19 protein-coding genes, 1 tRNA gene and 1 pseudogene are annotated in these 21,304 nt (G+C 59.6%); 11 read left to right on the top strand and 10 right to left on the bottom strand.

From position 1 onward, the window contains the following. Positions 1-23: 23 nt before the first annotated feature. A complete protein-coding gene (locus DTQ13_RS05690; RefSeq protein ID WP_248460307.1) occupies positions 24-578 on the top strand; it encodes a TIGR00730 family Rossman fold protein in 555 nt (184 codons plus the stop codon). Here DTQ13_RS05690 and murA read toward each other — a convergent pair. The 6 genes and pseudogenes from murA to DTQ13_RS05660 form a co-directional block, all read right to left on the bottom strand. Then, positions 544-1,818 carry a UDP-N-acetylglucosamine 1-carboxyvinyltransferase gene (gene murA / locus DTQ13_RS05685; RefSeq protein WP_248460306.1) on the bottom strand — a complete coding sequence of 425 codons (1,275 nt, stop codon included), beginning with the start codon at positions 1,816-1,818 and terminating at the stop codon, positions 544-546. The genes DTQ13_RS05690 and murA overlap by 35 nt on opposite strands. Positions 1,819-1,889: 71 nt before the next feature. Further along, positions 1,890-2,440: pseudogene (dcd, locus tag DTQ13_RS05680) on the bottom strand (dCTP deaminase). A gap of 159 nt (positions 2,441-2,599) precedes the next feature. Next, positions 2,600-3,589, bottom strand: a complete 990-nt coding sequence (locus DTQ13_RS05675) for a DMT family transporter (RefSeq protein WP_227431401.1) — start codon at positions 3,587-3,589, stop codon at positions 2,600-2,602. After that, entirely contained in the window at positions 3,590-3,766 is a 177-nt protein-coding gene (locus DTQ13_RS05670; RefSeq protein WP_166651588.1) for a hypothetical protein, read from the bottom strand. Then, the gene (locus DTQ13_RS05665; protein ID WP_248460305.1) at positions 3,763-4,962 is read right to left on the bottom strand and encodes a glycosyltransferase family 4 protein; all 1,200 of its coding nucleotides are present in this window, start codon (positions 4,960-4,962) and stop codon (positions 3,763-3,765) included. The genes DTQ13_RS05670 and DTQ13_RS05665 overlap by 4 nt, the downstream gene beginning before the upstream one ends. A 40-nt stretch (positions 4,963-5,002) precedes the next feature. Then, the gene (locus tag DTQ13_RS05660; RefSeq protein ID WP_043558785.1) at positions 5,003-6,028 is read right to left on the bottom strand and encodes a hypothetical protein; all 1,026 of its coding nucleotides are present in this window, start codon (positions 6,026-6,028) and stop codon (positions 5,003-5,005) included. Between the two features lie 484 nt (positions 6,029-6,512). Between DTQ13_RS05660 and dnaK the strand changes: the two genes are divergently transcribed. The 3 genes from dnaK (at position 6,513) to dapB (ending at position 10,509) form a co-directional block, all read left to right on the top strand. Next, positions 6,513-8,411 carry a molecular chaperone DnaK gene (dnaK, locus tag DTQ13_RS05655; protein WP_248460303.1) on the top strand — a complete coding sequence of 633 codons (1,899 nt, stop codon included), beginning with the start codon at positions 6,513-6,515 and terminating at the stop codon, positions 8,409-8,411. Between the two features lie 190 nt (positions 8,412-8,601). Beyond that, positions 8,602-9,744: a molecular chaperone DnaJ gene (dnaJ, locus tag DTQ13_RS05650; RefSeq protein ID WP_103765762.1), complete on the top strand. Its 1,143-nt coding sequence runs from the start codon at positions 8,602-8,604 to the stop codon at positions 9,742-9,744. 12 nt (positions 9,745-9,756) lie between these two features. After that, on the top strand, positions 9,757-10,509 hold the full coding sequence (dapB, locus tag DTQ13_RS05645; protein WP_248460302.1) for a 4-hydroxy-tetrahydrodipicolinate reductase: 753 nt from the start codon (positions 9,757-9,759) through the stop codon (positions 10,507-10,509). A 73-nt stretch (positions 10,510-10,582) separates the two neighbouring features. On the opposite strand, the gene DTQ13_RS05640 is transcribed toward dapB, so the two are convergent. Continuing rightward, on the bottom strand, positions 10,583-11,710 hold the full coding sequence (locus DTQ13_RS05640; protein ID WP_248460301.1) for a DNA adenine methylase: 1,128 nt from the start codon (positions 11,708-11,710) through the stop codon (positions 10,583-10,585). A gap of 187 nt (positions 11,711-11,897) precedes the next feature. Between DTQ13_RS05640 and metK the strand changes: the two genes are divergently transcribed. From metK to DTQ13_RS05605, 7 genes are all read left to right on the top strand, one after another. After that, positions 11,898-13,082: a methionine adenosyltransferase gene (gene metK / locus DTQ13_RS05635; RefSeq protein ID WP_248460300.1), complete on the top strand. Its 1,185-nt coding sequence runs from the start codon at positions 11,898-11,900 to the stop codon at positions 13,080-13,082. 60 nt (positions 13,083-13,142) lie between these two features. Further along, positions 13,143-13,895 carry a tRNA (guanosine(46)-N(7))-methyltransferase TrmB gene (locus DTQ13_RS05630; protein ID WP_192848555.1) on the top strand — a complete coding sequence of 251 codons (753 nt, stop codon included), beginning with the start codon at positions 13,143-13,145 and terminating at the stop codon, positions 13,893-13,895. 51 nt (positions 13,896-13,946) lie between these two features. After that, positions 13,947-15,596 carry an electron transfer flavoprotein-ubiquinone oxidoreductase gene (locus tag DTQ13_RS05625; RefSeq protein ID WP_227449753.1) on the top strand — a complete coding sequence of 550 codons (1,650 nt, stop codon included), beginning with the start codon at positions 13,947-13,949 and terminating at the stop codon, positions 15,594-15,596. Positions 15,597-15,665: 69 nt separating this feature from the next. Then, a complete protein-coding gene (locus DTQ13_RS05620; protein ID WP_248460299.1) occupies positions 15,666-16,415 on the top strand; it encodes an electron transfer flavoprotein subunit beta/FixA family protein in 750 nt (249 codons plus the stop codon). Next, positions 16,415-17,329, top strand: a complete 915-nt coding sequence (locus DTQ13_RS05615) for an electron transfer flavoprotein subunit alpha/FixB family protein (protein WP_248460298.1) — start codon at positions 16,415-16,417, stop codon at positions 17,327-17,329. The genes DTQ13_RS05620 and DTQ13_RS05615 overlap by 1 nt, the downstream gene beginning before the upstream one ends. Before the next feature lie 191 nt (positions 17,330-17,520). Then, positions 17,521-17,597 (top strand) — tRNA-Pro (locus tag DTQ13_RS05610). A 290-nt stretch (positions 17,598-17,887) separates the two neighbouring features. Beyond that, on the top strand, positions 17,888-18,253 hold the full coding sequence (locus DTQ13_RS05605) for a hypothetical protein (protein WP_081563347.1): 366 nt from the start codon (positions 17,888-17,890) through the stop codon (positions 18,251-18,253). A gap of 86 nt (positions 18,254-18,339) precedes the next feature. Here DTQ13_RS05605 and hemH read toward each other — a convergent pair whose 3' ends face one another. The 3 genes from hemH to DTQ13_RS05590 all read right to left on the bottom strand — a co-directional run bounded on the left by hemH (position 18,340) and on the right by DTQ13_RS05590 (position 21,282). After that, positions 18,340-19,371, bottom strand: a complete 1,032-nt coding sequence (hemH, locus tag DTQ13_RS05600) for a ferrochelatase (protein ID WP_043558690.1) — start codon at positions 19,369-19,371, stop codon at positions 18,340-18,342. Positions 19,372-19,496: 125 nt separating this feature from the next. Then, the gene (locus DTQ13_RS05595; protein ID WP_103765759.1) at positions 19,497-20,561 is read right to left on the bottom strand and encodes an aspartate-semialdehyde dehydrogenase; all 1,065 of its coding nucleotides are present in this window, start codon (positions 20,559-20,561) and stop codon (positions 19,497-19,499) included. An 82-nt stretch (positions 20,562-20,643) separates the two neighbouring features. After that, on the bottom strand, positions 20,644-21,282 hold the full coding sequence (locus DTQ13_RS05590; protein WP_248460297.1) for a 2OG-Fe(II) oxygenase: 639 nt from the start codon (positions 21,280-21,282) through the stop codon (positions 20,644-20,646). Between the last annotated feature and the right edge of the window lie 22 nt (positions 21,283-21,304).

Here is a 21,304-nt window from a genome sequence, read left to right as displayed (position 1 = left end):
CTGTTCGGAGGAAACAGTCCATCATGACCATCCGCTCCTGCTCCGTCTTCTGCGGGTCACGCCCCGGGCACGATCCGGCCCACATGCAGGTAGCCCGTGCCCTCGGAACAGCCCTGGGGGAAGCGGGTCTCACTCTCGTCTATGGGGGCGGGACTGCTGGCCTGATGGGCGCCGTGGCCGATGCTACCCTGCTGGCCGGCGGTACCGTAAAAGGCATCATTCCCCGCTTCCTGGAAGCGCAGGAAATCCTGCATGAAGGCGTCACAGACCTAGAAGTGACAGAAGACATGCCCAGCCGGAAAGCCCGGCTATTCGAAGAAGCTGACGCTTATGTCATCCTCCCCGGAGGGTTTGGCACATTCGACGAATTCATGGAGGTTCTCGTGAACCGCCAGCTGGGGCTGAGCCAGCGGCCCATCATCATTCTCAACACCAATGGCTGGGCCGACCCGCTCATCGCCCTGCTGCAGGCCACGCAGGCACAGGGTTTCGCCGATGCAGGGGCAGAAACCCTCTACGAGGTCGTAACGGACGTGCCCAGCGTCATGCGGCGTCTGAAGAAACCTTCACGCGCCTGATCTTGGCCCCGCAGGCGGAGAGCTTCTTCTCCACATGCTCATACCCACGGTCGAGATGATAGACACGGCTCAGTTCCGTCTCACCCTCGGCCACGAGGCCAGCCAGGATCAGTGAAAAAGATGCCCTCAGATCCGTGGCCATCACCTTGGCACCAGAGAGGCGTTCCACCCCACGGATCACGGCTGACCGCCCCTGGATGGTGATGTTGGCCCCCATGCGGTTCAGTTCCGGCACATGCATGAAACGGTTCTCGAAGATCGTTTCCGTGATCATGGACGCTCCCTCCGCTACAGAGAGCATGGCCATGAACTGCGCCTGCATGTCGGTCGGGAAACCGGGGTAAGGTTCGGTTGTCAGGTCCAGCCCCCGCAGCTTTCCCTCACTCCGTATCCGCAAGCCCTCAGCCTCTTCCGTAACATCCACACCAACCTGCTGGAGAGCATAGACAACCGCTTCCTGATCTACCATGCGGCCACCTTCCAGCAGGACATCCCCACCCGTCATGCCCACAGCGCAGGCATAGGTGCCACACTCGATGCGGTCTGGCATGACGGAGTAACGAGCACCATGAAGCTGCTCCACCCCCTCTACCATGATGGTGCCGGAATGTGCCCCGGTGATCTTCGCCCCCATGGCATTGAGGCAGTTGGCAAGGTCCAGAATTTCCGGCTCCCGGGCAGCATTGACGATCTCCGTCGTGCCACGGGCCAGCGTGGCTGCCATGAGAACATTCTCCGTCGCCCCCACACTGGGGAATGGCAGCACGACACGCCCGCCCTTCAGGCCATTGGGCGCTCTGGCATTGATGTAACCCCCCTCCAGCGTGATCTCGGCGCCCAGGGCCTCCAGTCCTTTGAGATGAAGGTCCACCGGGCGTGTCCCGATGGCACACCCACCCGGCAGGGAGACACGGGCTTCTCCCATACGGGTCAGCAGAGGTCCCAGAACAAGAATGGAGGCCCGCATCCGGGACACGATGTCGTAAGGAGCCTCTACCGACTGGATGGTTCCACCAAGGCTGAGCTGCCGGGGACCATCAATCTCCACCACGTCATAACCCAGCTGCCCCAGCAGGGTCCGCATGGTACGGATATCCGCAATATCGGGAATATTGGAAAGAATGAGAGGCCCTTCGGAAAGCAGGGCGGCCACCATCAGTTTCAGGCCCGAATTCTTGGCCCCACCAACAGAAATGCGCCCCTCAAGACGGTGGCCACCTTCGATCAGGAAATAATCCATCTGTCTCTCTCCATACCTCATCCCATCACCGTGCCTCACAGGCTGGATGAGGTTCTCTGCTTGTCTGAATTTTAAAGCCGCGGGGGCGTTACACCGGACTGGCGCATATACTTTCCGGCACGGTCAGCATAGCTGACTTCACAAGGACTGGCTCCCTGAAAAAACAGAAACTGGCAGATGCCCTCATTGGCATAGATACGGGCTGGCAGGGGGTGGTATTGCTGATCTCGATGGTCACCTGCCCCTCCCATTCCGGCTCCAGCGGTGTGACATTGACGATGATCCCACAGCGGGCATAGGTGGACTTGCCAAGGCACACGACCAGCGTATCACGGGGGATGCGGAAATATTCCACCGTATGGGCCAGTGCAAAACTATTGGGCGGGATGATGATGTCCCCGCGGCGTGTCACGAAACTGTCAGCAGAGAAATTCTTGGGGTCCACCACGGCACTGTCAACATCTGTGAAGATGTGAAATTCATCAGCGACACGAGCATCATACCCATAGGAGGACAACCCGTAGGAAATGACCTTCTCACGCTTCTGCGCCTCGACAAACGGCTCTATCATGCCGTGTTCCTGCGCCATGTGGCGTATCCAGTGGTCAGGCATGATCGACATGGCCGTTCTCCCTTGTGGATGGTGATGTCTTACTGAAAATCGACAAAAACCTGACAGGGACAGACCGCCCCCGGACAGAGACAGACCCGACCAGCCGGGCCTGCCCTGTCATATCATCTGTCTGCCCCGGCGCAAAGCGGAGGAACGGCCCGGAGGGGGTCAATCCCCCGATGAACCACGGATCACCAGCTCAGACATGCTGAGCCGACGGCGACGCTTCCTCTCCGAAGGCAGTTCACGCACAGCACCACCACGCAACGTCCGACGGAAGCGGGGCCAGCGGGGTTTTACCTCACTGGCCAGCACACCAGCCACAATGAAACCAGCCCCAATGAGCGTGGTCATCGTCAACACGTCACCCGTCACCCAGCCAACCAGCCCCCCCCAGATCGGCTCACTGGAATAGATGAGGGTCGCCTTGGTGGGAGAGACCGTTTTCTGCGCCCAGTTGAGCACCAGCTGGGTAGCCGCACTCACAATGCCCATCACCAGCGCACACCCCATCCAGCCCCAGCTGAAGGCGGGCACATGCTCTCCCATTACCGGCATGGCACAGAAAGCAAAAAGTCCACCCGCCACAAGCTGGACAAACGCCATGCGGCGGCTATCCGTGTGAAGAGCGAACAGCCCGACGCAGATGATCTCAAAAGCGTAAGAAAAAGTCCCCAGCAGGGTCAGGCCGTCACCCGTGCTCATGGTCAGGCCGGTCTTCCACGGCTCGGCCAGCAGAACCAGCCCAACGAAGGCAAGAAAAATGCCGGCAATCCCACTCCTGCTCGGAGCCTTGCGCAGGATGATCCACTGAAGCAGTGGCACCAATGGCACATAGAGAGCTGTCAGAAAGGCAGAACGGCTGCTGGTGATGCTCATCAGCCCGATCGTCTGACAGATGTAACCGAAAGCCAGCACGATACCGATCAGCCCGCCACGCCATATCTCCGAACGTGGAATCCCCTGCATGATATGCTTGCGCCCGACAAAACAGACCACAAACAGGGCAGCGATGAGGAACCGGACCCCGATGAAAAACAGAGGACCGCTAGTCTTCAGCGCCATCTGGATGATGTAGTAGGTCCCCCCCCACAACACCGTGATGATGCCGAGGGCAACCTCCTGCCGCGATGGCAGTGGCAGACGCGGGCTGGTCACTCAGCGATCCCCCTGGCTGGCAGAGGCTGTTACACGCCCAGACACGGCCGGACGGCTGCGCTGCTGCTGTTTGCGACGCAGAAGGTTGGCCCGCAGGGCCTGGGCTTCCCGCAGCTGGCGCTCCTGCCGTGCTGTCATGGGGGCTTCGCCGGTCTTTCTCTCCTGTTCAGGCTTCATGAACCTGCATCCCTCTCCTCATGAAAGCGCACAAACGCTTCCCGCAAGCCAGCAGGAAGCAGCTCATCATACACGCCCAGTGTCGCCCGCTGCATGTGCTGCTTGGTATAATGGGCAAGAGCATGGGCACGGATCTCGTCCTGCCGCTCTGCCATAAGTTCTGGTGGCACGTCCAGCACTTCCCTCAGGGCACCGGCCAGCGCCCGATGGTCCCCCGCCGGAACAAGCGTCCCGCTTTCACCATGCTGTATGGTTTCTTTCAGGCCGCCACGGGCCGAGCCGATCACCCAGCAGCCCATCATCTGTGCTTCCACCGGCACCCGCCCGAAGGGCTCAGGCCGGAGAGAAGGCACCGTCACAACATGCGCCAGCCGGTAGGCCGCTGCCATGTCCCGGCAGGGACCAGCAAAACGCAGACGAGTCGCTATGCCCCGCTCCTCGGCCATCCTGTGCAGCATCCGGGCATAGCTGCTGTCCTCCCCTGGCCCGACCATGACGCAGACCCAGTCCAGCCCCGGATGATGGGTGGCCAGATAGCCAAGAGCCTCGATCAGACATTCCTGTCCTTTCCAGCGGGTCATGCGGCCGGGCATGAGAATGATGCGGCTTTCCTCACCAATCCGCCAGCGCTCCAGCAGCGTCTGCATCTGGAGGCCTTTCACCGCCCCCGGGGAAAAAATCTCCGGATCACTGCCACGGGGGATGATGCGCAGCCTGTCCTCCCCAACCCTGTAATCATGCCGCAGTCTCTCGCCGATATGCTCGGAAACGGCAATGACACGCTGCCCCCGTACCAGAGCGGAATTATAGAACTTCTTGAGCCAGAAATTCGTCTGGTGGTCACCGTGCCAGGTCGTCACCAACGGCACTTTCTCCCGACGGCAGGCCACAACCGCCACAAGAGCCGGATACCGGGACCGGGCATGGACAAGATCGACCCCCTCCTGCCGGATCAGCATCTGCAAGGCCTTCACCCGGCTGAAAAAATACCGCAGGGACATCCTCTTGCGAAACGCCAGCTCCACATGCTCACCACCGACATACCGCAGACGGGACAGCAGAGCTCCACTCTCCGCCGCCACGAGCGCCCGGCCACCGGCCTGACTTATGGCTTCGGCCATGTCGATGGCGCCACGCTCAAGGCCGCCAATACCCAATGCCGGCAGAATCTGAAGGATCACCGGTTTCTTCTTCATGACCATTTTTCCGCTATGTCCACACCCATCCCGTGCCCGGTCACCCTGCCGGAATCGTCACGACGGCACCGCCGCCATGACTGGTTGCCGCAAGGGTACTGAGGACCTGCACCATGGTGAATGCCTCCTTGCTACGGAAATCCGTATCGGAAATCCAGTACCAGCACTTTTTATAGAAAACGGAAACATAGCTTTCCCCAGGTTCATTCCTGCCGGAATGAATGGCAACCTCAGGGCGGCTCTCGATGCCAACCTGCCCGATGGTCGGCAGGGTCCTGCCGGAGCGGACATCCTTCTCCGGCACTTCCATCTCATAGGAAAGCTGGGTCAGCATGGCGAGCATGGACCGTGTGAGAATGGCGATCTGCCCCTGTTTCTTCGGATATGGCCCATAGACGATCTCCGCCTCCGCCGTATTGGGCTCCAGATGCAGCAGGCGGCGTACCTCCCCCTGTATGGCCTGAAGATTGCTGTCCGCCGTGGTTGTCAGCACAAGATAGATATGCTCGCCAGACGTATTGCCTGATCCCCCGCCACCATTGCCGGACCCGGCATTGCCATTCCCCTGACCGGTTGCACTGCTGGCACCCGATTTCCCCCCCTTGCCGGAGGCAGCCGGGTCATCGGTAGAAATACGTACCGTCATCGCCCCGGCCAGCTGAAGCTGGCGCAGGTCATGCAGAAGCAGGTAGAACCGCACGGACCCACCCCCGAATGGCCCGACACCCCGCACATTGGACAATCCATCAATGGACTGTGCCGTCAGCCGCAGGAGAGTATCGATGGCCATGCCACCAAGACTGAGCGGCATGATGGCCGTGGGCGAAATGGGACGCACCACATTTTCCGCATACTGCTCACCTGTCAGAGGCTGATAGGTGATGGTCGGATTTTCCGCCTGGGAAAGTGTCCCCGTTCCAAACAGGTAATTGCTGACAGCAGAAGCCGGATAGCCATAGTACCCCCCCGAAACACTGCGGGAGAAGTTGTAACCGGCAATCACCTGTGTCGTGTCAAGAAACGCAGGCGGCTCGCCATAACGCAGCCGCACGATATTGAGCAGCATCTCACGCTTCTGCACTTCCCCCAGTGCCCGGGAATAAGCCAGCTGATCATTCTGGAGATGTTCCGGCCCTATGGGCTGGCAGGCACACAGCAGCAGAAAAGCAGCAGACGGCAGAAAAAGAACCGAACACCAGGTCGGGCCCCGCCCCAGCTCGGAAAACAGGGGCAGAAGACGGCCCGCCTTGCGGAACAGGGAAAACAGACAGGACAGAAGACAGGCTCCCATGGATGAAACCGGTTGCAGGGTAAAGGTGGGACCTTACCCGAAAAAGAAGACCTTGACCAAAAAGAAACTCCTCACACCTCCAGCAGGACACTGTAAATCTTTTCCATTCCTGCTCTTGAAACACAAGACACCCCTCCCCAGATCGAACAGCAAGGGTGTTGCAGGCCTTGGCCTGCCCCCAGACCTGATAACGTCGCAATAGGGCTTCTCCCAATGCCTTGAGGGGTTGTGGGAAGCCGCTGAAAAGGGACAGATATCCATGGGCAAGATTATTGGTATTGACCTCGGGACCACCAACTCCTGCGTTGCAGTCCGCGAGGGTAACGAGAACAGGGTGATCGAGAACAGCGAAGGTGCCCGCACCACGCCGTCTGTCGTTGCCTTTACAGATAGCGGTGAGCGTCTGGTCGGTCAGGCCGCCAAGCGTCAGGCCGTCACCAACCCCACCAACACGCTTTATGCCGTCAAGCGTCTGATCGGTCGCCGCTACGATGACCCGACCGTCGCCAAGGACCAGAAGACCGTTCCCTACGAAATCGTGAAGGGTGACAACGGCGATGCATGGGTGCGTGCCCGTGGTGAGAACTACGCTCCGTCCCAGATTTCCGCCTTCGTTCTCGGCAAGATGAAAGAGACGGCAGAGGCCTATCTGGGCGAGAAGGTGACCGAAGCCGTCATCACCGTTCCGGCCTACTTCAACGATGCACAGCGTCAGGCCACCCGTGATGCGGGCCGCATCGCTGGTCTGGACGTCAAGCGCATCATCAACGAGCCGACCGCCGCCGCTCTCGCTTACGGGCTCGAGAAGGGCGATTCCGGCAACGTGGCCGTGTATGACCTTGGTGGTGGTACGTTCGACATCTCCATCCTCGAAATCTCCGATGGCGTGATCGAGGTGAAGTCCACCAATGGTGATACCTTCCTCGGTGGTGAAGACTTCGACAACAAGCTGATCGACTATCTGGCTGACGAGTTCAAGCGTGAGCAGGGTCTGGACCTGCGCACGGACAAGATGGCCCTCCAGCGCCTGAAGGAAGCCGCCGAGAAGGCCAAGATCGAGCTGTCCTCCGCCAAGGAAACGGAAGTCAACCTGCCCTTCATCACGGCAGATGCCTCCGGTCCGAAGCATCTGGTCGTCAAGGTGACCCGTGCGAAGCTGGAAAGCCTCGTTGAAGACCTCATCAAGCGCTCTCTGGAGCCCTGCCGCAAGGCCCTCAAGGATGCTGATCTGACACCGGCTGACATCAAGGAAGTCATCCTTGTCGGTGGCCAGACCCGTATGCCGAAGGTCGTGGAAAGCGTGAAGGAGTTCTTCGGCAAGGAACCCGCCCGCAACGTGAACCCGGACGAAGTGGTTGCCATCGGTGCCGCCGTGCAGGGTGGCGTGCTCCAGGGTGACGTGAAGGACGTGCTGCTGCTGGACGTGACCCCGCTGTCCCTCGGTATCGAGACGCTGGGTGGTGTCTTCACCCGTCTGATCGACCGCAACACGACGATCCCGACCAAGAAGAGCCAGACCTTCTCCACAGCCGAAGACAACCAGCCTGCCGTGACCATCAAGGTCTTCCAGGGTGAGCGCGAAATGGCTGCGGACAACAAGCTGCTCGGCAACTTCGACCTGACAGGCATCGCTCCGGCTCCCCGTGGTGTGCCGCAGATTGAAGTGACCTTCGACATTGACGCCAACGGTATCGTGAACGTCTCCGCCAAGGACAAGGCCACAGGCAAGGAGCAGAACATCTCCATCAAGAGCGATGGTGGTCTCTCCGATGCCGACATTGATCGCATGGTCAAGGAAGCTGAGGAGAACGCCTCTGCTGACAAGGCCCGCCGTGAGCTGGTGGACCTGCGTAACAGCACCGAAGCCATGATCCATCAGACGGAGAAGACCCTCTCCGAAAATGGTGACAAGGTTCCGGCCGCTGACAAGACCGAAGCCGAGGAAGCCATCAAGAAGGCCCGCGAGGCTCTGGAAGGCGACAATGCCGAGACCATCAAGAGCGCCAGCGAGAATCTGACACAGGTTGCCATGAAGGTTGGTCAGGCCGTCCATCAGGCCGGTGCCTCCGCCGGTGAGGAACATCAGGCCGGTGGCAAGACTGACGAAGATGTCGTCGATGCTGAATTCGAAGATGTTGACGACAAGAAAAAGAAATAATCGCTGAAAAGGGACGGAGTCCGTGCCGGCAGGCCGGGCTCCTTTCCTGCGGTTGGCGTCTTGTTTCCCTCTCTCTGCGGGGAACAGGCGCCCTTTTTACATTGAGGGCCTTGCACCTGTCCGGCTCCGGCAGGCCACACCCCGCACGCCTTGTCCGGGTGTCCGCTCTCCTGCGTGACTGAGGATCACTATGGCTACACAGATGGATTATTACGAGACACTCAGTGTCTCCCGCTCCGCAAGCGGTGAAGAGATCAAAAAGGCCTATCGCAAGCTGGCCATGCGCTACCATCCCGACCGCAATCCGGGGGACGAAAAGGCCGAGCTGAAATTCAAGGAAGTCAATGCCGCTTACGAAGTGCTGAAAGACGACCAGAAACGGGCCGCCTATGACCGTTTCGGCCATGATGCCTTCCAGAACGGTATGGGCGGCAGCGGTGGAGCCGGTGGTTTTGGTGGCGGCTTCGGCGGTTTTGATGCTGGCGGTCTGGGCGACATTTTCGAGCAGATGTTCAATATGGGCGGACGTCGTGGCCGCCAGCAGCGTCAGGCCGAGGATGTACAGGTCCAGGTCGACATTTCCCTGACGGAAGCCTTCTCAGGCATCAGCAGGGAGATCGAGATCGCCACACGCAAGGCATGTTCCAGCTGTCATGGTTCAGGTTCGGCCGATCCCAACGCCAGCCGGCAGACCTGCCAGACCTGTCACGGGCAGGGTGCCGTGCGGGTACAGCAGGGCTTCTTCGTGGTGGAGCGCCCCTGCCCCACCTGTAACGGCGCAGGCCAGACTGTCAGCAATCCATGCCACAGCTGCCACGGCAGCGGTACGGAAGCCGCCAGAGAGACCGTAAAAATCGACATCCCGGCTGGGATCGAAGATGGCACCCGCATCCGTGTGGCAGGCAAGGGCGAAGCCGGAGGTGAAGGTGTCCAGCCCGGGGACCTTTATGTTCTGGTCACAGTGGACAGTCACAGCATCTTCGAGCGTGAAGGAGCCAATATCCACTGCCGTGTGCCCCTGCGCATGACACAGGCCGCTCTGGGCGACGAGATCGAAGTGCCGCTGATTGATGGTGGCCGGACAATGGTGAAAATCCCTGCCGGGACACAGACAGGCGACAATTTCCGCCTGCGTGGCAAGGGCTTCTCCGTCCTGCACTCCAAGGCACGAGGTGACATGTATATCCGCATCACCGTGGAAACACCCAGCCATCTGACCAAGCGCCAGCGTGAGCTGCTGGAGGAGTTTGAGGCCGAAAGCGGTGACCACAGCAAAGGCAGCCCGGAACATACCGGCTTCTTTGCCCGTGTCAAAAAGCTCCTTGACCGGTAAAGGACACCAACGATGAGCAACACCTCCCCCAGCATCGGCATTGCTGGCATCACAGGGCGTCTTGGCCATCTCTGCGCCGAGGAGGCCGGGGCCCTTCTGGCTGGCGGCCTGTCCCGCACGGCAGACCCTGCCCGCAACATCGTCTCCAGCGCATCAGAACTGGCCAGCCGATGCGATGTCATCATTGATGTCAGCCATGCCAGTCTTGTCCCCGCCCATGCCAAAGCCTTCGCTGCGGCAGGCTGTGCCTGGGTTCTGGGCACAACAGGGCTGGACGGAGCAGCCCAGCAGGCCGTGCATGAAGCCGCCGGACAGGTAGCCGTTCTACAGGCGGCCAATTTCTCCCCGGCCCTGACGATGCTGCTTTCCCTGGCCCGTCAGCTCGGTGCCGCCCTGCCGGACTACGATGCTGAAATTCTGGAAGTCCATCACCGCCAGAAGCTGGATGCACCTTCTGGCACGGCACTGGCCATCGGTCGAGCCGTAGCCGCAGGCCGGGATGATGACTTCGAGGCTGTCAGGCGGCTGGATCAGAACGGGAAACGGCCTGATGGTGCCATCGGCTTTGCCTCCCTGCGAGGCGGGCAGGTTGTTGGCGAGCATGATCTGCGCTTCTTTGCCGCTGATGAGGAAATCTCCCTCTCCCACCGGGCGCTGGACCGCCGTGTCTTCGCCCGTGGGGCACTGAAAGCCGCCCTCTGGCTGGCTGATCCCCGCCGCACCCCCGGCCTTTACGGGATGCAGGACGTACTGAACACACCCTGAGCCCCCTGCATCATGTGGGAGCTGCCAACAGGCAGGTCCCACATGCCATCCCGTCCTTTCTGGTCGTGTATCCTTACCTTTTGTCCACCAGATACAGATTCTCTGTTACATATCTGTCCCTGTCAGACAGATTCCGGCAGCCACGGAACGTGTTGTAACACGTATCCATGACACTCACCTTCCCCAAGGACCAGAGTTCCGATATAAAACGGTCACGCTTGATGAACCCTTCGGAATTATAGGAAATAAGCACGAAATCGGCTTTCACATTGTCAATGGCATCAAAGAGACATGTCTCTGCATGTCGTGCCTTGTTGTAGAAAGATCTGTTCCACTCCTTCGGGATGCCGGAAACCCGACTGATATCAAGCGGTCTCCTGTAATCACATAAGATATTCAGCATGAAATAGTTCGATCCATAAGGATGCTGATTGTAAGGGGGATCAAAATAGGCAATGTCCACCTTCCCAACATCCCTTACAACGTCATTCGCATCGCCCTTATGAATGAACGACTCACAGGAAAAATGGCTCAGAACCGGCGCAACCACCTCAATATTCCGCATGATGCGGGACAAGGCATTGCGGGAATCTCCTCCAAACTGACCAAATCCGGCCCGATTCTTGTAAAATCCCTTGAAAACACCAGATGTATTCGTGTGCACGGAAGCTTGGGCAATGACCGGAGCAAGAACATACGGTTTCAGATGATCCGGTGTCTTGGCAAGAGCTCTACAAAAACTGTCCAGAAAAATGGCATTCCGTCTCGTGTAAAAAACTCTTTCTCCGTATTTTATGGTGCGATCATCCTGCGGAGCATATAATTTCGCAATGAAGCCCGGCTCGAAATTAGTTTCAACATCCTGTCTGATCCGCCGGATTTCATGATCCAGCTCATGAATATCAAGAGCCCCCCTGTTCGTCTGGTAGCAGGTATTCGTAACGAAGCTGTACTCTTCAAGATCATTGCAGTGGATACATCTGGCATGGCGTCTGGCCATGCGGGCCACGACGCCTGTTCCTGAAAAAAGGTCAAGAAAATCAATGTGATCCTTGCCAAGCCTTGTTTTCACATCGACGATGGCTGCCTCGATGAAATCCAGAAGCGCCCTTTTATTTCCCAGATAGGTAATCAGCTGGGTTCTGAGAAAATCCTCTTCTTCCCGGAACAGGATTTCATTTTCCCCTGCACATCCAGTCACTCTGAAACCTATCCTCTCATATTCATCATGCCCCTCCCATACAGCACATCCCGGCCATGCAGTAAGCCCGCTCTTGACCTCGAGGGTATTTTCAGCCAAGCGGTAGAACTCTTACTTCCTGTCACTTGTGCCTTTCGGGGGGCAGGGGCAGCCTCTTTTCACCACTCATTCCCTGTGAGGTCCCTGAGTGCGCAATCACGGCGATTTTCTCTTTACGTCTGAATCCGTTTCCGAAGGTCATCCCGACAAGGTGGCAGACCGTATCTCCGATACCGTCCTCGATGCTTACCTTGAAGCCGACCCGGAAGCCCGTGTAGCCTGTGAAACGCTGGTTACCACCAACCGTGTCATTCTGGCCGGTGAAGTCCGTGGCCCCAAGGCTGTGGAGGACACCCTGATCGACCGTGCCCGTCAGGCCATCAAGGACATCGGCTACGACCAGGAAGGCTTCTCCTGGAAAAAGGCCGAGATCACCTCCTTCCTCCATGCCCAGTCCGCTGACATTGCCGTCGGCGTGGACAGCGCAGGCGACAAGGATGAAGGGGCCGGTGACCAGGGCATCATGTTCGGTTTCGCTACACGTGAAACAGAAGAGCTGATGCCTGCTCCCCTGTTCTATGCCCAGAACATCCTCGAGCGCATCCGGGACTACCGCAAGCAGGGTGATGCCCGTGGCGTCGGCCTGCTGCCAGATGCCAAGAGCCAGGTCACGCTGCGCTATGTGGATGGCAAGCCGGTCGGCGCAACTTCCGTCGTCGTTTCCACGCAGCATGTCGAAGGAATGCGGCAGAACACCATCCGTGAGATGGTGCGTGAGACCGTGCGTGAAGTCCTGCCGGAAGGCTGGATGTGCCCGGAACACGAATTCTACGTCAACCCGACGGGCAACTTCGTCATCGGTGGGCCGGATGGTGATGCCGGTCTGACAGGCCGCAAGATCATCGTGGACACCTATGGCGGTGCCGCCCCTCACGGTGGCGGGGCTTTCTCCGGCAAGGACCCCACCAAGGTGGACCGTTCCGCCGCCTATGCCGCCCGCTACCTCGCCAAGAACGTGGTAGCTGCCGGTCTGGCCGACCGCTGCACCATCCAGCTCAGCTACGCCATCGGCGTCTCCCGTCCGCTTTCCGTCTATGTCGATCTCGACGGCTCCGGCAAGGATGTGGATGAGGTCCGCCTCGGCTCCCTGCTGAACGAGATGGTGGACCTTTCTCCCCGTGGCATCCGTGAACGCCTGCGCCTGAACCGCCCCATCTACGCCAAGACGGCTGCCTACGGGCATTTTGGCCGTATTCCAGACCCCACTCTGGACAACTTCACATGGGAGAACACCGACCTGGCCGAGCAGCTCAAGAGCGCGCTCAACCGCTGAGTCTGTCTCCATGGAGGGGGCTGTCCCCCTCCACCCTTCAGGCCCCTTCTCCCGACCCGCATGGACCATGCGTTGAGGGTGGGGGCTTTTTGCCATTTTCAGACTGTGTATCGACCGTTGCCTGACGACATCAAACCCCAGCCCGAACGTCTCTATGGCCGCCAGCGTGGCCATCCTCTCCGCCCCCGCCAGCAGCGCCTGCTGGATGAGGCCCTGCCCCGTGTGCATTTCCGCAACATGGCCGACCCGCTGAAGGGCTTCGGGAAGCCGGTTTCAAAGCTCTATCTGGAAATCGGATTCGGTGGCGGTGAACATGCCTTCGATCAGGCGGCCCGGAACCCCGAGACAGGCTACATCGCCTCGGAAGTGTTCGATAACGGCGTCTGCTCCCTCCTCTCCCGCATCATTCCCGAAGGCGAAGAGGCCACGGCCACCGGTCCTGACAACCTGCGCCTCTGGGCGGAAGATGGCCGCCAGCTGCTGAAGGGCCTGCCCAATGGCTGCCTGGACCGGGCCTACCTCATGTTCCCGGACCCGTGGCCGAAAGCACGCCATGCCAAACGGCGTTTCATCCATCCCGAAAACATCCGGCAGATGGCCAGACTCCTCAAGCCCGGTGCCCACTGGCGAGTGGCCAGCGACCATCCCGTCTATCAGGAGTGGGTCACAGAAGTGATGGGCCAGCAGGACCTCTTCGAGGCGCCAGCCCCTGCACTGGAACGGCCTGAGGGCTGGTCCCCCACCCGTTATGAGGCCAAGGCCTTCCGTGAAGGACGGCAGCCTTTTTACTGGACCTTCACACGGAAAGGGTGAGATACGTCCCCCGTACAGCTTCATGTTTCAGGCAGCCAGCAGGAGTACGCCATGACGCAGCCACAGAGCGATAACACCGCCATTGAACGGGAAGAAATGGCTTTTGATGTTGTCATCGTGGGTGGGGGGCCTGCCGGACTGACGGCGGCCATCCGGCTGAAACAGGAAAATCCGGACCTCTCCGTCTGTCTGCTGGAAAAAGGAAGCGAAGTCGGCGCCCATATCGTCTCTGGTGCCGTACTGGAGCCCACAACGCTGGCCGAACTCTTCCCGGACTGGAAAGAACGGGGGGCCCCGCTGGATACGCCCGTCAGCAGTGAAAAGCTGCTGTTCCTGACCAGAAAGGCCGCTCTCCCCGTCCCGGCCCTGCATCTGCTCATGCCGCAGATGGACAACCGGGGAAATTACGTCATCTCTCTCGGAGCCTTCTGCCGCTGGCTGGGAGAACAGGCCGAGGCTCTGGGAGTCGAAATCTATCCCGGTTTCGCCGGAGCTGACCTCTTCATCGAGAATGGCAGGGTCTGCGGTATCATCACCGGGGACATGGGCGTGAACCGGAAGGGAGAAGAAAAACCGGACTACATGCCGGGCATGATCCTGCGGGCCAGCCAGACCATTCTGGCCGAAGGTGCCCGTGGCTCCCTGAGCAAGAAGGCCATGAACACCTTCGACCTCCGCAAGGGGGCCGACCCGCAGACCTTCGGCCTTGGCATCAAGGAAGTCTGGGAAATTCCGGCAGAAAAACACCGCCCCGGCTTCGTGCAGCACAGCTTCGGCTGGCCGCTGGACACACACACCTACGGCGGGGCCTTCCTCTACCATTTCGGGAAAAATCTCGTCTCCTACGGCTTCATCACGGCCCTGGATTACCGCAACCCGTGGCTGTCACCGTTCGAGGAAATGCAGCGCACCAAGCAGCACCCGGCCTTCCGGGAGCATTTCGAGGGTGGCCGGCGCATCATCTACGGGGCACGGGCCATCTCTGAGGGAGGCGTGCAGTCCCTGCCCCATCCGGTCTTCCCCGGAGGGGTGCTGACAGGCGATTGTGCCGGCTTCCTCAACATGCCCAAGATCAAGGGCATCCATACCTCCATGAAATCCGGCATCATCGCTGCCGAGGCGGTGATGGACGCCATCCAGAATGAGCAGGCCGAAGCGTCTTCCTACATGGACCGCCTCAAAAGCTCGTGGCTGTGGAAGGAACTGCACGCCGCCCGCAACATCCGTCCGGCCTTCTCGCACTGGGGGATGCTGGGCGGGGCCCTCTATAGCGGAATCGACAGCATGATCTTCCGCGGGCAGGCCCCGTGGACGCTGCGCCATCGCCATGCCGACAACGAGACGATGATCCCGGCAGAAAAGGCCCCAAAAATCAGCTACCCCAAGGCGGACGGGACACTGACCTTCAACCGGGCCGAGTCCGTCTTCCTCAGCAATCTGAGCCATGATGAGGACCAGCCCGTACACCTGAAAGTGCAGGACATGGCCACATGGAAAGAGGTCAACCTGACCCGCTTCGCCGCACCGGAGAGCCGCTACTGCCCGGCTGGTGTCTATGAGACCAGCGAAACGGACGAGCTGGTCATCAATGCCCAGAACTGTGTGCACTGCAAGAGCTGCGACATCAAAGACCCGGACCAGAACATCACCTGGTGCACGCCAGAGGGCAGCAGCGGGCCCAACTATCCTTCCGGGATGTGACTTTTGAGACAAAAGGGGATAATCTGAAGACAGTTTCACTTTGAGCCGCGACAGCAACAAAGGATGACCATGAAGGTTCTTGTCCCCGTCAAAAGGGTTGTTGATTACAACATCAAGCCGCGTGTCGCGGCTGATGGTAGTGGTGTCGAAACGCAGGGCGTGAAAATGTCCATGAATCCGTTCGACGAAATTGCACTGGAGGAGGCCCTCCGCCTTCGTGAGAAAGGCCAGGCTGACGAGGTGGTTGCTGTTACCATCGGGGCACAGGTCGCTCAGGATGTTCTGCGCACGGCCATGGCCATGGGTGCCGACAGGGCCATCCTCATCCAGACCGATGCCGAAGTCGAACCCCGTGCCGTCTCCAGCCTTCTCAAGGCCGTTGTGGAGAAAGAACAGCCGGGTCTTGTCTCCATGGGCAAACAGGCCATTGATGACGACATGAACGCCACAGGCCAGATGCTGGCCGCCCGTCTGGGCTGGCCGCAGGGGACCTTCGCCAGCAAGGTGGAAATTGCCGATGGCAGGGTCGAGGTCGCCCGTGAGGTCGATGGCGGAACGGAAACCGTCTCCCTGAGCCTGCCAGCCGTCATCACGGCGGACCTGCGCCTCAACGAGCCACGCTATGCTTCCCTGCCCAACATCATGAAGGCCCGCAAGAAACCGCTGGAAACGATCGAGGCCGGTTCCCTCGGCGTGGATCTGACGCCGCACCTGGAGATCGTCAGCGTGGCGGAGCCGCCGGAACGCAAGGCCGGTGTCATTGTGGAAACGGTGGAAGAGCTGGTCGAAAAGCTCAAGACGGAAGCGAAGGTGATCTGATGACCGCACTTGTTCTGATTGAAGCCGAAAACGGCAGGATCCGTCAGGGCTCCCGCTCCGCCATTGCCGCTGCCTCCCGCTTTGGCGATGTCGATGCCCTGCTTCTGGGCAAGGCAGGAACAGAGGCCGCCAGCAAACTGCCGGGCATCCGCAAGGTCCTGCATGTCCCCGCACTGGACCATGCTCTGGCCGAACCTGCGGCTGCCCTGCTGGCCAGCCTGGCAGAGTCTTACAGCCATATCCTCTCCGCAGCGTCCTCCACTGGCAAAAACATCCTGCCCCGCCTCGCTGGTCTGCTGGACGCCCAGCCGATCTCCGACGTCGTGGCCATCAAGGATGATGCCACCTTTGTGCGGCCCATCTATGCGGGCAATGCACTGGCTACCGTGCAGTCCAGCGACAGCATCAAAATCATGACTGTCCGCTCCTCCAGCTTCGACCCCGTGGAAGAAGAAGGTGGCAGTGCCCCCATCGACGTGCTGGACGCTCCGGCAGATGACGGCAAAAGCGGCTTCGTAAAACTGGAGCAGAGCCAGTCTGACCGGCCGGAGCTGGAAGTGGCCCGTGTGGTCATCTCTGGCGGCAAGGGCCTCAAGGATGCCAGCAACTTCCATACCCTGCTGGAACCAGTGGCCGACAAGCTGGGCGCTGCCATCGGGGCCTCCCGTGCGGCTGTTGATTCCGGCTTTGCGCCCAATGAGATGCAGGTCGGACAGACCGGCAAGGTCGTGGCTCCCGAACTCTATATCGCCACCGGCCTCTCTGGGGCCATCCAGCATCTCGCCGGGATGAAGGACAGCCGTGTGATCGTTGCCATCAACATCGACCCTGAAGCACCGATCTTCAAAGTGGCCGATTATGGCATGATCGGGGATCTCTTCGAGCTTCTCCCCGCTCTGGAAAAAGCCCTCTGAGGCACCCGGCAGGCGAGGCAGACACGCCCCTTTGCCCGGTTCTTTGCAAAAAACCCGCTCTTCCTTCTGGAAGGCGGGTTTTTTTGCGTGTCATGCCCATTTCTGTAAAGAAGGCTTCATTTTTCTATAAAAACAGTCCGTTTGCCCCTTGCGCCTTTCCCTGATGAAGGGTAGGAATAGCCCCACAAAGTCGGAGTGTAGCTCAGCCTGGTAGAGCACTGTGTTCGGGACGCAGGGGCCGGAGGTTCGAATCCTCTCACTCCGACCATTTCATCCCCTGACAATTCCATTTTCTTTCGTTGGCCAGGCAGGTTGTCTTTCCCGGCGTGGTCCCTTTGTCATGTTGGCGCTCCCCATAGTGTGATCGTATCATTAAAGTAAAGATTAACCTTTAGCATCCTTTCCAGCCCTGTCCCTCTCCCCATATCATGAAGGGGCAATGGACGCTCTCTCCATTATGAGCAATAAGAGGGCGTGCCTTTCATCATGATGGCCGAAACCGGACGCCACTCATCCATGACCAACAGGCCAGTCTCATTTTTCTGCAAGGATCGGATCATGACCCGCAAGATTTACTCTCTCATCGCTGCTGCCGTGCTGGCCGGTTCTGCTGCTCCAGCCATGGCCGAGCCGGGTGGTTGCCTGAAATATGGTGCCGCCGGGGCCGTAGCTGGCCATGTTGCCCATAAGCATGGCGTAATCGGTGCTGTAGGCGGCTGCGCCGTCGGCATGTATCAGCGCCACAAATACCGCAAGAGCATCGCCGAGAAAGCTGCCCTGTGGGAGAAGGAACATCCTGTCGACAGCAAGCAGAATGGTTCCGGCTGGTGGCAGAACAACCATTCTGCTGCTGCGACAAACCAGAAGGCCCAGTGGTACGATGCCGAACATCCGGAAAGTGACGCACAGCCTGCGGCTCACTGATGCCTGACCGTTCCTGTGTGAACAGAAAAACCCGGCCAGAAATGGCCGGGTTTTTTCATGCCTGAACGGAATGTTCCTTCACCCAGTCAGAACTGGAACCCTTTCATGGCCTGCCGGGAGAGGGTCTCCAGCAACGTGACAGCCTCTGGCGCATCATTCAGGCAGGGAATGAAAGCAAATTCCTCACCACCTGCTTCCATGAATTCCTCACGCACCTCACGACCAATTTCATCCAGCGTTTCGATGCAGTCCGCCATGAAACCGGGCATGATGACGGCAATCTTCGTGATCCCCTGTTTCGGCAGGGCCGAGATGTAAGGGGCCGTATAAGGCTGCAACCATTCCATGGGGCCGAAGCGTGACTGGAAGGTCAGCGGAACCTCCTCCTCGCTCAGACCCAGAGCCGCCGCCAGAGCTTTCGTCGTGCGGACACATTCATCCCGGTAGGAGTCGCCCTTCTCCACGAACTCTTTCGGCAGGCCATGATAGGAGGCCACCAGACGCTGCGGCGTGAAAGACAGTCCCTCATAAACCCGGCGCACGGAAGCCACCAGGGCCTCAATGAACTGTGGATGATCCGGGAAGGAAGGAACCGTCAGCACGGAAGGCTGACGCCGCAGGCGCATCAGGGCACGGAACAGCTGGTCATTGGCCGTTGCGGTCGTCGTGGCGGAATATTGCGGATAGAGAGGAATGCTGACGATACGGTCACAACCCTGGTCCATCAGCTCTGCCACGGCCTGCTTCACAGAGGGCTGGCCATAGCGCATCCCCCAGGCCACCGGGATTCCATCCGGGGCCAGACGCTCGGCCAGCCCTTCCGCCTGCTTGCGGGTGAAGACACGCAGAGGGGAGGCATTCTCCTCCCTGTCCCAGATGCGGGCATAGTTGGCCCCACTGGCCGAGGGCCGACGGGCCAGCACCAGCGTGTTGAGGATCGGCTGCCAGATGAGGGGATGGGCCTCAATCACCCGCCTGTCTGAAAGAAACTCCCTCAGATAGCGGCGGACGGAGAAATACCCCGTATCATCCGGCGTGCCGAGATTGACGAGAAGAACACCAACCCGCCCCCCGGAGGGAACAGGCGTGCGAGGAGGCGTGTAAGTGAAATAAGACATAGCTCATCCACTATGGAGACAGCACCACCTTTTGGGAAGAGGATTTCACTTACACTCTTTTACAGGCATAACTTATGAAAAGGTTCCACCAGAAAGGCAGAACCTTTTCCAGAAAGTAACGCCTTTTACGCCGGCTCTTCCGGGCGGGCAACCGGCTGCCAGAGCGGCGAGTTCTTGCCGATCAGATGCTGCTCATGCAGGCTTTCGGCAATCTGCACGGCATTGAGGGCTGCTCCCTTGCGGAGATTGTCCGACACGCACCAGAAGGCCAGACCATTCTCCACGGTCGGGTCAATGCGCAGGCGGGACACATAGGTGTCATCCTCACCCACACATTCGATCGGAGTGACGTAACCGCCATCTTCCCGCTCGTCCCGCAGCACGACGCCCGGAGCCTTCCGCAGGGCGGCACGGGCCTTCTCCAGATCGACCGGCTTCTCACACTCGATGCTGATGGCCTCGGAATGACCGATGAAGACCGGCACACGCACGCAGGTGGCCAGAACCTTGATGTCTGGGTCCAGAATCTTGCGGGTCTCGACCGCCATCTTCCATTCTTCCTTGGTGGAACCATCCTCCATGAAGCGGTCGATATGCGGGATCAGGTTGAAGGCGATCTGCTTGGTGAACTGGGCAATGGTCGGTGCGTCATTCACGAAGCTGCCCTTCGTCTGGCTGAACAGCTCATCCATGCCAGACTTCCCGGCTCCCGACACGGCCTGATAGGTGGACACCACCACACGCCTGATGCGGAACAGGTCATGCAGCGGCTTCAGGGCCACCATCATCTGGGCGGTGGAGCAGTTGGGGTTGGCGATGATGCCCTTGCGGGCCTTCTTCAGGGCAGCTGCATTGACCTCCGGCACCACGAGCGGCACGCCCGGCTCCATGCGGAAATGGGACGTGTTGTCCACGACCAGACATTTCGCTGCCGCAGCCTTGGGGGCATACTTTGCAGATACCGCCCCACCGGGAGAAAACAGGGCGATATCCCAGCCCGTGAAATCGAACGTCTCCAGATTCTGGACCTTCAGGACCTTCTTCTCACCAAAGGACACCTCACGCCCGGCAGACCGGGCGGAGGCCAGTGCCACGATGTCATCCACCGGGAACTGACGCTCCGCCAGTGTCTTCAGAATCTCACGCCCAACAGCCCCTGTCGCTCCAACGACGGCAACCCTGTAACCCATTCTCTCATTCTCCCTCAGGCAGGGCCCAACCCCGCCCCGTTTCATTCAGAAACCCATCCGGGCCTCATTATAAGAGCTGTCTCTACCCGAAAAAAGGCAACCGCTTGCAGAAGGCGGACACATGATGGCGCACCAGCTCATACCGGGCACGGCCATCCTGCGCCATGTAATTGAGCTGGACCGTGTGGCGTGCCCCCACATAGGGGCGGTGGCCGTGCCATGTGTCCGGCCCATTGGGGAAAATGACCAGCGTGCCACCAACAGGCGGAATCTCGCTGGCATAATCCTCCACATCGTCAGGCCCGTTGAGAAAACGCAGGCACCCCCCCTTGTGATCCCAATCCTTTTCCGGGTCATTGAGATAGAGCAGGATGGTCACACGCTTGGAGGCACTGTCCCTGTGTATGCGGCCATCCTTGGCCCGTGTCTGGCCCCGCATGGTCACCATGCTGGGCGCAGAACGGACATCCAGCCCGAATTTCTCAGAGACGATCTCTTTCAGCCGGGGCCCGGCAAAGTCTTCCATCATGGCCTTGAGCTCGGGATGGAGCTCCAGCGCCCCGATGGGGAAAGACCCGCCCGCCCGTATCTCCGGCAGCAGGGACACGGCCCGGGCCAGCGACGGCCCCGCAAGGAAATCCGGCACCACAATGTGCGGACATGGCACCCGGCTGACCACGGCCCGCCTGACAGCCTCGTAATTGATAGAAATCGTACTCATGGTGACAGTCACGCTACCGTCC

It is taken from the genome of Parasaccharibacter sp. TMW 2.1888 (assembly GCF_023167265.1).
Taxonomy (GTDB): Bacteria; Pseudomonadota; Alphaproteobacteria; order Acetobacterales; family Acetobacteraceae; genus Bombella; species Bombella apis.
Note: the sequence above shows the minus strand (reverse complement) of the source record. Positions and strands in the feature narration are given on the sequence as shown.

Excerpts from the sequence above, each read along its gene's own strand:
- DTQ13_RS05690 (WP_248460307.1), top strand. The coding sequence starts at position 24 with ATGACCATCCGCTCCTGCTCCGTCTTCTGCGGGTCACGCCCCGGGCAC.
- murA (WP_248460306.1), bottom strand. The coding sequence starts at position 1,818 with ATGGATTATTTCCTGATCGAAGGTGGCCACCGTCTTGAGGGGCGCATT.
- DTQ13_RS05590 (WP_248460297.1), bottom strand. The coding sequence starts at position 21,282 with ATGAGTACGATTTCTATCAATTACGAGGCTGTCAGGCGGGCCGTGGTC.
- DTQ13_RS05605 (WP_081563347.1), top strand. The coding sequence starts at position 17,888 with ATGACCCGCAAGATTTACTCTCTCATCGCTGCTGCCGTGCTGGCCGGT.
- DTQ13_RS05615 (WP_248460298.1), top strand. The coding sequence starts at position 16,415 with ATGACCGCACTTGTTCTGATTGAAGCCGAAAACGGCAGGATCCGTCAG.
- DTQ13_RS05620 (WP_248460299.1), top strand. The coding sequence starts at position 15,666 with ATGAAGGTTCTTGTCCCCGTCAAAAGGGTTGTTGATTACAACATCAAG.
- dapB (WP_248460302.1), top strand. The coding sequence starts at position 9,757 with ATGAGCAACACCTCCCCCAGCATCGGCATTGCTGGCATCACAGGGCGT.
- DTQ13_RS05625 (WP_227449753.1), top strand. The coding sequence starts at position 13,947 with ATGACGCAGCCACAGAGCGATAACACCGCCATTGAACGGGAAGAAATG.
- DTQ13_RS05595 (WP_103765759.1), bottom strand. The coding sequence starts at position 20,561 with ATGGGTTACAGGGTTGCCGTCGTTGGAGCGACAGGGGCTGTTGGGCGT.
- dnaJ (WP_103765762.1), top strand. The coding sequence starts at position 8,602 with ATGGCTACACAGATGGATTATTACGAGACACTCAGTGTCTCCCGCTCC.
- dnaK (WP_248460303.1), top strand. The coding sequence starts at position 6,513 with ATGGGCAAGATTATTGGTATTGACCTCGGGACCACCAACTCCTGCGTT.
- hemH (WP_043558690.1), bottom strand. The coding sequence starts at position 19,371 with ATGTCTTATTTCACTTACACGCCTCCTCGCACGCCTGTTCCCTCCGGG.
- DTQ13_RS05665 (WP_248460305.1), bottom strand. The coding sequence starts at position 4,962 with ATGAAGAAGAAACCGGTGATCCTTCAGATTCTGCCGGCATTGGGTATT.
- DTQ13_RS05660 (WP_043558785.1), bottom strand. The coding sequence starts at position 6,028 with ATGCTGCTCAATATCGTGCGGCTGCGTTATGGCGAGCCGCCTGCGTTT.
- DTQ13_RS05670 (WP_166651588.1), bottom strand. The coding sequence starts at position 3,766 with ATGAAGCCTGAACAGGAGAGAAAGACCGGCGAAGCCCCCATGACAGCA.
- DTQ13_RS05630 (WP_192848555.1), top strand. The coding sequence starts at position 13,143 with ATGGACCATGCGTTGAGGGTGGGGGCTTTTTGCCATTTTCAGACTGTG.